Here is a 9,480-nt window from a genome sequence, read left to right on the forward strand (position 1 = left end):
GGTAGTGGCTTCACTGACGCATTCGCGGGTGACCCCGCTCCCACAGGGCGAGAGGCAAGCTGTTGATGATGTGAATTGAATGGAAGTGAATGTTCATGGATAAGTCCAGATTCCGCAAGTTCAGCCTCGGCGCCGCCGTGGCCCTGGTCGCCGGCATCAGCCTGTATGCCATCCAGGCCCCGGCCAAGCCGCCGCAGTACATCGTCGCCACGGTGGAGAAGGGCGACATCGAGAACGCGGTGCTGGCCACCGGCATGCTCGAGGGCATCAAGCAGGTGGACGTCGGCGCGCAGGTCTCCGGGCAGCTCAAGTCGCTCAAGGTCAAGCTGGGCGACAAGGTCAGCCAGGGCCAGTGGCTGGCCGAGATCGACCCGCTGGTACTGCGCAACACCTTGCGCCAGGCCGAAGTCGATGAGGAGAAGCTGCAGGCCGAAAAACGCTCGACCCAGGCCCAGCTCAGGCAGGCCAAGCGCGTTTACGAGCGCTACCGCGAGCTGCAGGCCGACGAGTCGGTGTCGCGCCAGGACTTCGAAAACGCCGAATCGGATTACGAGGTGAAACAGGCCTCGGTGCGCTCGCTGGACGCACAGATCCAGAGCGCCCGGGTCGAGATCGACACGGCCAAGGTCAACCTTGGCTATACCCGCATCAACGCACCGATCACCGGCCATGTGGTGGGCATCGTCACCCAGGAAGGGCAGACCGTGATCGCCAACCAGCTGGCGCCAGTGCTGCTCAAGCTGGCCGACCTCGACACCATGACGGTCAAGGCGCAGGTTTCCGAAGCCGACGTGATCCACATCACCCCGGGGCAAGAGGTGTACTTCACCATCCTCGGCGAGGACAAACGCTACTACGCCAAGCTGCGCGGCACCGAGCCCGCGCCGCAGAACTACGCGCAAAGCACCGACAAGAGCGATGGCAGCAGCACCAAGCCCAAAGGCGCGGTGTTCTACAACGCCCTGTTCGAAGTGCCCAACCCCGAACACCGTCTGCGCATCTCGATGACCGCTCAGGTACACATCGTTCTGGACACCGCCGAGGGCGTGCTGACCATGCCGGTGGCGGCGCTGGGCCTGCGCAATGGTGACGGCAGCTTCCCGGTGCGGGTGCTCGATGCCAAGGGTTTTGCCCAGGTGCGTAACGTGCAGACCGGCATCAACAACAACGTCAAGGTGCAGATCAAGGATGGCCTGGCCGAAGGCGACCGGGTGGTGATCGGCGAACCGGTGTCCGGCGAAGCAGGGGCGTGAGCATGAACATGACTGTTGAGCTGACCCCGCACCTGGCCGTCGCCAGCGGCCAGGGCGAGCCCTTGCTGTGCCTGCAGGGCGTGACCCGCAGCTTTCTCGCCGGCGACCGCGAGTTCCACGCGCTCAAGGGCATCGACCTGGAGATTCGCAGCGGCGAGCTGGTGGCGATCATCGGGGCTTCCGGCTCGGGCAAGTCGACCCTGATGAACATCCTCGGTTGCCTGGATAACGCCAGCAGCGGCAGCTACCAGGTCGGCGGCCAGGAAACCCGCGAGCTGGACGACGATGCCCTGGCAGCGCTACGGCGAGACCACTTCGGCTTCATCTTCCAGCGCTACCATCTGCTGCCGCACCTGGATGCCCTGCACAACGTCGAGATCCCGGCCGTCTATGCCGGCTTGCCCCAGGGCCAGCGCCACCAGCGGGCACAGGAACTGCTGACCCGCCTGGGCCTCGACGGCCACCTCGAGCACCGCCCCAGCCAGCTGTCCGGCGGCCAGCAGCAGCGGGTGAGTATCTGCCGGGCGCTGATGAACGGCGGCCAGGTGATCCTCGCCGACGAGCCGACCGGCGCCCTGGACACCGCCAGCGGCAAGGAGGTGATGAACATCCTGCTGGAGCTGCACGCCGCCGGGCACACGGTGATCCTGGTAACCCACGACCCCAAAGTGGCCGCCCATGCCGAACGCATCATCGAAGTCAGCGACGGGCAGATCATCAGCGACCAGAGCAACGCCCGTGAGGCCCTGCCCACGCCGGCTGCGGAGCCTGCGCCCAAGACGCAGGCCACACGGCGCCTGGTCGCCAGCCTGGGGATGTTCCGTGAGGCCTTCAAGATGGCCTGGATCGCGCTGATCTCGCACCGTATGCGCACCTTGCTGACCATGCTCGGGATCGTCATCGGCATCACCTCGGTGGTGTCGATCTCGGCCATCGGCGAAGGGGCCAAGGGCTATGTGCTGAAGGACATCCAGGCGATCGGCAGCAATACCATCGACATCTACTCGGGCAGCAACTTCGGCGACAGCCGGGCCAAGACCATCGAAACGTTGCTACCCGCCGACGTGGCAGCACTGAACGCGTTGTACTACGTCGACAGCGCCACCCCGGTGATCGGCCAGAGCACCTTGGTACGCTACCGCAACCTGGATGTCGATGTGCAGCTCAACGGCGTCAGCGAACACTACTTCCAGGTGCGCAACATTCCGTTGGCCGCCGGCATCGTGTTCAGCGCCGACGACGCGCGGCGCCAGGCCCAGGTGGTGGTGATCGACCACAACACCCGCAAGCGCCTGTTTGGCAGCAATGTCGACCCGCTGGGGCAAGTGATCCTGGTCGGCAACCTGCCGTGCACGGTGATCGGTGTTACCGCCGAGAACAAGAACCTGTTCGTCGCCAGCAACCAGCTGAACATCTGGGTGCCCTACGAAACCGCCGCCGGGCGCGTGCTCGGCCAGCGGCACCTGGACAGCATCAGCGTGCGCATCAAGGACGGCGTGCCGAGCAAGCGGGTGGAGGAGGAGGTGACCAAGGTGATGCTGCAGCGCCATGGCACCAAGGACTTCTTCACCAACAACCTCGACAGCATCATGCAGACAGTGCAGAAGACCAGCCGCTCGCTGACTTTGCTGCTGTCGCTGATCGCGGTGATCTCGCTGGTGGTGGGCGGTATCGGGGTGATGAACATCATGCTGGTGTCGGTGACCGAGCGTACCCGCGAAATCGGCATTCGCATGGCAGTGGGGGCGCGGCAGTCGGACATTCGCCAGCAGTTTCTGGTGGAAGCGGTGATGGTCTGCCTGTTTGGCGGGGTGGTGGGGATCGGGCTGTCGTATGGGATCGGCTATCTGTTCGAGCTGTTCGTGAAACAGTGGGAGATGGTGTTCTCGCCGGCGTCGATCGTGATGGCGTTTGCCTGTTCGACCTTGATTGGGGTGGTGTTCGGGTTTGTGCCGGCCAGGAATGCGGCGCGGCTGGACCCGATCGAGGCGTTGGCCAGGGATTGAGGTTTGTCTGTGCCGGCTTCTTCGCGGGCAAGCCCGCTCCCACAGGATCACCTCTGCCTTGAGGTTTGCGAGGTACCTGTGGGAGCGGGCTTGCCCGCGAAGAGGCCGTCACAGGTTAAAGAGATTCAGGCCTCGGCATACATCCAGCGCATCAACGAATGCCGGCCACTGATCCCCAGCTTGATCGCCGCCCGGCGCAGGTAGCTCTCCACGGTATTCACCTTCAGCGCCAGCCGTTCGGCCTGCTCCGGCGCCGTAAGCCCTGCCAGCAGCCCCAGGCACACCTGGCATTCACGCTCCGACAGGGTCAGCCCGGACTGGGCGATACGCTCCAGAAAACGTGCTTCGAGGCTTTCTGGCGCGCAGCGCTGGGCAGCGGGCTGCAGGGCATCGATATGCTTTTCCAGCATCGGCAGCAGCAGCGGCGAGATGTCATCCAGCCGGCTGCGTTCATGGGCCGAAAAACCATAGGTCGAGCCTGCACGCAGCACCTGGATCTCATAACGTGATTCGCCCTTGCGACGGATCAGGTGCAACCGCGCCGGGTCGCTGAAATCACCTTCTGGGCGGCGGTCCGAAGAGAACACGGTTTCGTTGATCAGCGCCGAGTCGTCGTCGCCGCGTTCGGCTGCCACCACAGGCAACTGGCGAATGTGCACGGCGTCGATGGTCAGGTGGGCCTTGATCAGGTCGTGCAGCATGCGCGGGAACTGGCGGCTGCCGGTGCTGGCAATGACTTTGCCGATCTGTGGGTAGAGCAGGTGCGAATTCATCGTGTCATCCATGAGGTCCGGTGGAGCGGGTCCCGCCTGGCTGCCGGCCAGCATCCTGGGCCCGCGGCGGGAGGTGGTTGGTATCCTAGTACAACGATTGAGTGACCGTTAAATGAAGTAGCGATAATGGCAGAATAGTGGCATCTGTTCGCAAGCGTCTACTGCCACGCGGGTTGTCGGGTATGATGCAGCCCCGACATTTTCCACGAGGCCTGCCCCATGTCCCTGAGCGCTGAACAGATCGGCGAATTCCAAGCTTTCGCCGAGCAGCTGGCCGATGCCGCTGCGCTGGCGATCAAGCCGTATTTCCGCGCCAGCCTGGAGGTCGAGGACAAGGGTGGGCGCCTGTACGACCCGGTGACCGTCGCCGACAAGGCAGCCGAAGATGCCATGCGTGAGCTGATCCAGGCGCGCTACCCGGAGCACGGCATTCTCGGTGAAGAGGCCGGCGTTGCGGTGGGCAGCAGCCCGCTGACCTGGGTGCTCGACCCTATCGATGGCACCCGTGCCTTCATCACCGGCTTGCCGCTGTGGGGTACGTTGATTGCCCTGAACGACGGCACCCGCCCGGTGGTGGGCGTGATGAACCAGCCGTTCACCGGGGAACGCTTCGTCGGCACCCCGCAAGGTGCATGGCGTAGCGGTACACCGCTGAAAACGCGTGCCTGCGCCGACCTGGCATCGGCCACGCTGATGTGCACCACGCCCGACATGTTCGACACAGCCGCGCGCAAGGCGGCGTTCGAAGCTGTGGCTGGTAAGGCGCGGCTGATGCGTTACGGCGGTGATTGCTATGCGTACTGCATGTTGGCCTCGGGCTTTGTCGATGTGATCGTCGAGGCGAGCCTGCAGCCGTATGACGTGCAGGCGCTGATGCCGATCATCGAAGGGGCGGGCGGGGTGATCACGGCGTGGGATGGCAGCAGCGCGCAAAATGGCGGCTGTGTGGTGGCCTGCGGCGACCCGGCGCTGCATGCGAAGGTGGTGGAGATGTTGCGTCACGCCATGTGATGGCTTTACCGGCCTCTTCGCGGGCAAGCCCGCTCCCACAAGTACTGCACTGCTCTCAAGTGCAGTGAGGTCCCTGTGGGAGCGGGCTTGCCCGCGAAGAGGCCAGTACAGGTATCCAGATTCTTCCATCACCGCACTTTTTCTTTTTTTCGGGCTCTATGCTTGGCCAGGCCGCACCGATACCCAGTGCGACCGCCGAAGATGACCCTGGTGCCGATGGTTGCAAGCAATTCCCGTATCCTCTCTAGCCTGCTGCTCGCGGGCACCCTCATAGGCTTGGCCGGCTGCAGCCAGCAGCAAGGCCACGATATCGTCAGCCAGTTCGGCAACGGCAAGCCCAGCGAGCTGTTCCAGACCAGCGTCGACCGCATGGCCACACTGGCCATGCGCGACAACCTGCAGAGCCTGTATCTGCTGATGAACAAGCTGTACCTGCGCAACCCCAACCAGTGGAAGATGTCCGGCTACCTCGACGCCGCTACCGCCGAGCGGCAGATCCGCGTCGCCATCGAACAGCGCCAGCCGCTGCCGCAGATGGGTAACCGCCGCGACCTTGCCGCGCTGAGCTATGCCCTGAGCCCGGAGTTTCGCGGCGACCGGGTCGGCGCCTTCATCTACGCCATCGGCAGCATGCTGATCACCGCGCATGGCGGGCGTACCGAGTTCTACATGACCGATACCATCGACCCGTTATTCGTCAACAACGCCGCACGCAATATCGAGAAGGCAACCTGGATGCTCAGCCAGCGGCAGGATGCCAACGGGGTGCTGTTGCTGTTTTCCAACGAGATCTCGGAAGAGGGCAGCAACCTGAGTTTTGCCGTGGAGTTCGGCAAGATCGTGGCGCGGCTGGACTTGCTGGCGGAACTGCTGGATGAGCGCTATCGGCGGATCGGGCTGAATTACGCGCAGAGCCTGTTGTTGATGAACTTCTTGCCGGTGCAGTGAGGTTGGGCCGTAGTGCTCGCCATGAGTTTTGCAGCGCCTGTGAGATCGAGCGCCGCCCGCGCGGCGCATCGCGGGCAAGCCCGCTCCCACATCTGTTTCGGGCCAATCTCTCCTGTGAAGCCAACAGGGACCGCCTTGTTGGCATGGCGATGCATCTCGGTGGGCGCTGATGCAGTCTCACCTGTCTCCAGTCATGCGCCAAGGGGGATCCTGTTGGCGGCACAGGAGTAACTGGCCCGAAACAGATGTGGGAGCGGGCTTGCCCGCGATGCGCCGCGCGGGCGGCGCTCGATCTCACAGGCGCTGCAAGGCTTGCGGCGAACAACCTTTCAGGCACTGCAAAACCCAAGGCGAACAACCCATCAGGTGTTACGCAACTGCTCCAGCAACGGCTGAAACTCCTGCAACAACCACTCGCGCAGGCGCCGGCAACTGGAGTCGTGTTCCTTTTCCTCATTGAAGGCCAGGAAATGGAAGGTGTCCTTGAGCACCAGTTCCTGCTCCACCGGTCGTACCAGCAAGCCCTGGGCCACCAGCGGTGTGATCAGGTGGTGCCAGCCCAGCACCACGCCCTGGTTGTTCAGCGCCAGTTGCACCAGCAGGTTGTAGTCGTTGGCATTGAAAAAATGCGGCGCCGTGCTGGCGCGGCTCTTCAGGTCGACATCATGCAGCGCCAGCCAGACATTCCAGTCGACGTGCTCCGCAACTTGCGAGCGGCCATAGGGGCTGAGGTTGAGCAGCGTGCCGTCGCGCAAGCCCTCCAGGGTACGCAACTCTGGGTGTGCAGCCAGGTACTGGGGCGTGCATACCGGGTAGATCACGTCATGATTGAGCTGATGCGAGCTATAGCCCGCCTGCACCTTCACCAGCTTGGTGATGTAGATGTCCGGGCGCACCCCAGGCTCCATCGACAGGAAGTTCTGTGTGGTCACCAGGTTGATGTCGATGTCCGGGTGCTCTTCGAGGAACCTGGGCATGCGCGGGCCCATCCATAACGCGGCAAACGCGGGCGAGCAGCACAGGGTGACCACATGCCGGGTGTTGGTGTTGCTGCGGATGCGCTCGGCGGCCTGGGAAATGTTGACGAACGACAACTGCACCGCATCGAAGAAGATCGAGCCGGCCACGGTCAGTTCCACCGCCCGGCCCACCCGGGTAAACAGATCGGCGCCCAGATACGTTTCCAGCTCGCGGATCTGCCGGCTGACGGCGGCCTGGGTCACGCACAGGGCCTCGGCAGCACGGGTGAAGTTCTGGTACTTGGCGGCGGCGACGAAGACTTTCACGGCGCGCAGCGACGGCATCTTGATCAGCGTCTGATCGGGTTCGGAGTGTCTGACCATGGTGGTGGGGCGAGGTCCTTCGTCTAGCCAAGTGGGTCACTCTAGCCTGTCAACGGCCTGGCGGTAAATGCGCAGGCGCTCTGCCACCGTGTGCCGGGCCGATTGATAACTTCAGGTAATGGTTAGCGCCATGCAAATGTCGTTGGACCTGCTCTGGATCAAGGCCTAACGTAAAACCACGGCGCGGCATTCGCGACAGCGATGTCTAATAATTTTGAAGCAGGACATTCTGCGTGCCGGTTTTGACTCACGTTCGAATTTGAACGGACTGCCAAGCGTACTCGCACTGATCTCTACCCGCCTTATTGAAAGTGCGATGTTCAAAGATTGGTTAATAAGCATAATAAAGAGGGTCGTATGAGCCATGCCGATGAGATTCTTTCGGTAAAAAACATCTTCAAGGTTTTCGGGCCCAACCCCGACATGGCCATGGAGATGCTCCGCAAGGGCGCCGACAAGAACGAAATCTTCAGCAAGACCGGCCACGTCGTCGGCGTGTTCGATGCAAGCTTTTCCGTCAAGCGTGGCGAGATCTTCGTCATCATGGGCCTGTCCGGTTCGGGCAAGTCGACCATGGTGCGGCTGTTCAACCGCCTGATCGAACCCACTTCCGGCAGCATCCACCTCAACGGCAAGGAAATCACCGGGCTCTCCGACAAAGCCTTGCTCGACGTGCGCCGCAAGGAAATGGGCATGGTGTTCCAGTCCTTCGCCCTGATGCCGCACATGAGCGTGCTGGAAAACACCGCCTTTGGCCTTGAAATCGCAGGTGTGCCCGAAGCCGAGCGCCACAGCCGTGCCCGGGAAGCACTGAGCCAGGTGGGCCTGGCCGGTCACGAGCACAGCTACCCGCACCAGCTCTCCGGCGGCATGCAGCAACGCGTGGGCCTGGCCCGGGCGCTGGCCAACGACCCGACGATCCTGCTGATGGACGAGGCGTTTTCCGCCCTCGACCCGCTGATCCGCAGCGAGATGCAGGGCGAGCTGATGCGCCTGCAGGCCGAACAGCAGCGCACCATCATCTTCATTTCCCACGACATCGAAGAGGCCATCCGCATCGGCCATCGCATCGCGATCATGGAAGGCGGGCGGGTGGTGCAGATCGGCACCCCGCAGGAGCTGATCAACCAGCCGGCCAACGACTACGTGCGCACCTTCTTCAAGAGCTTCGACAGCTCACGAGTGCTCAAGGCTGGAGACCTGGCCAAGTTCGACCCGGCCGTGGTGTGCAAGGTCAATGGCAAGGCGCCGAGCTTCCAGGCCGGTGTGCCGTTCGGCTATCTGGTCGACGACCGCGGGCAGTTGCTCGGCGTGGTCGACACCGATGCCAATGGCGCCAGCGCCAGTGAACGCTACAGCCTTCACGAGCAGCAGCCGGTGTACACCGATACGCCACTGCATGAGGTACTGGGCATTGCGGCCGACCTGCCGTATCCGGTACCGGTGCTCGATCGCCAGGGGGCCTTCAAGGGCACCGTGTCGAAGAACGAGCTGTTGCAGACCCTGAGCCGCCACTAAGTACAAGAAGAAGCGCCCGCTGCGATCAACAAAGGTAGCCCCTCATGTCCGAATTCAGCCTTCTCGACCCGTTCCAGGCAGCCACCATCCCCCTGGGTGACTGGGTCACCGCAACCCTCAACTTCCTCGTGCACAACTTCCGCGAGGTGTTCCGTGCCATCCGCTGGCCGATCGACCAGGTGCTCAACGGCATCGAGTTCACCTTGCAGAGCATTCCGCCCACCATCGGCATCATCCTCTCGTCGCTGCTCGGTTGGCAGCTGGCGGGCAAGCGCATGGCGCTACTGTGCTTCGTCACCTTGACCCTGCTCGGCCTTATTGGCGTGTGGGCCGAGTCGATGACCACCCTGGCGCTGGTGCTGACCTCGGTGTTCTTCTGCGCGGTGATCGGCATCCCGCTGGGCATCGTCTGCGCCCGCAGCAACCGCCTGGAAAGCATCATCCGGCCGTTGCTCGACGCCATGCAGACCCTGCCGGCGTTCGTCTACCTGGTGCCGGTGGTGATGCTGTTCGGTATCGGTAACGTACCGGGTGTACTGGTGACCATCGTTTTCGCGCTGCCACCGCTGGTGCGCCTGACCAACCTCGGCATTCGCCAGGTCCCGGAAGACAAGATCGAAGCCGCCCG

Annotated in this window: 8 protein-coding genes; 6 read left to right on the forward strand and 2 right to left on the reverse strand. The window is 63.1% G+C overall.

The features are described from left to right. The first annotated feature begins 95 nt into the window (after positions 1 to 95). Positions 96 to 1,253: a macrolide transporter subunit MacA gene (gene macA, locus N430_RS08380; RefSeq protein ID WP_110639818.1), complete on the forward strand. Its 1,158-nt coding sequence runs from the start codon at positions 96 to 98 to the stop codon at positions 1,251 to 1,253. A gap of 2 nt (positions 1,254 to 1,255) precedes the next feature. Further along, entirely contained in the window at positions 1,256 to 3,259 is a 2,004-nt protein-coding gene (locus N430_RS08385) for a MacB family efflux pump subunit (RefSeq protein ID WP_110639815.1), read from the forward strand. A gap of 125 nt (positions 3,260 to 3,384) precedes the next feature. Here N430_RS08385 and N430_RS08390 read toward each other — a convergent pair whose 3' ends face one another. After that, positions 3,385 to 4,032 carry a LuxR C-terminal-related transcriptional regulator gene (locus tag N430_RS08390; RefSeq protein ID WP_110639814.1) on the reverse strand — a complete coding sequence of 216 codons (648 nt, stop codon included), beginning with the start codon at positions 4,030 to 4,032 and terminating at the stop codon, positions 3,385 to 3,387. A gap of 219 nt (positions 4,033 to 4,251) precedes the next feature. On the opposite strand from N430_RS08390, the gene hisN reads away from it, so the two are divergent. Together hisN and N430_RS08400 are read left to right on the forward strand one after the other, a co-directional pair. Continuing rightward, positions 4,252 to 5,043: a histidinol-phosphatase gene (gene hisN / locus N430_RS08395; protein WP_110639813.1), complete on the forward strand. Its 792-nt coding sequence runs from the start codon at positions 4,252 to 4,254 to the stop codon at positions 5,041 to 5,043. A gap of 216 nt (positions 5,044 to 5,259) precedes the next feature. Continuing rightward, a complete protein-coding gene (locus N430_RS08400) occupies positions 5,260 to 5,991 on the forward strand; it encodes a hypothetical protein (protein ID WP_110639817.1) in 732 nt (243 codons plus the stop codon). 362 nt (positions 5,992 to 6,353) lie between these two features. Here the strand turns inward: N430_RS08400 and N430_RS08415 are convergent, their stop codons facing one another. Continuing rightward, a complete protein-coding gene (locus tag N430_RS08415) occupies positions 6,354 to 7,334 on the reverse strand; it encodes a LysR family transcriptional regulator (RefSeq protein ID WP_110639812.1) in 981 nt (326 codons plus the stop codon). A gap of 357 nt (positions 7,335 to 7,691) precedes the next feature. On the opposite strand from N430_RS08415, the gene N430_RS08420 reads away from it, so the two are divergent. Further along, positions 7,692 to 8,852, forward strand: a complete 1,161-nt coding sequence (locus N430_RS08420; protein WP_110639811.1) for a glycine betaine/L-proline ABC transporter ATP-binding protein — start codon at positions 7,692 to 7,694, stop codon at positions 8,850 to 8,852. Positions 8,853 to 8,896: 44 nt separating this feature from the next. Continuing rightward, the coding region (locus tag N430_RS08425) for an ABC transporter permease subunit (protein WP_116583638.1) at positions 8,897 to 9,480 on the forward strand (584 nt) is incomplete at its 3' end.

The sequence above is a fragment of the Pseudomonas sp. CC120222-01a genome, from assembly GCF_003097235.1.
In the GTDB taxonomy this organism is placed as follows: domain Bacteria; phylum Pseudomonadota; class Gammaproteobacteria; order Pseudomonadales; family Pseudomonadaceae; genus Aquipseudomonas.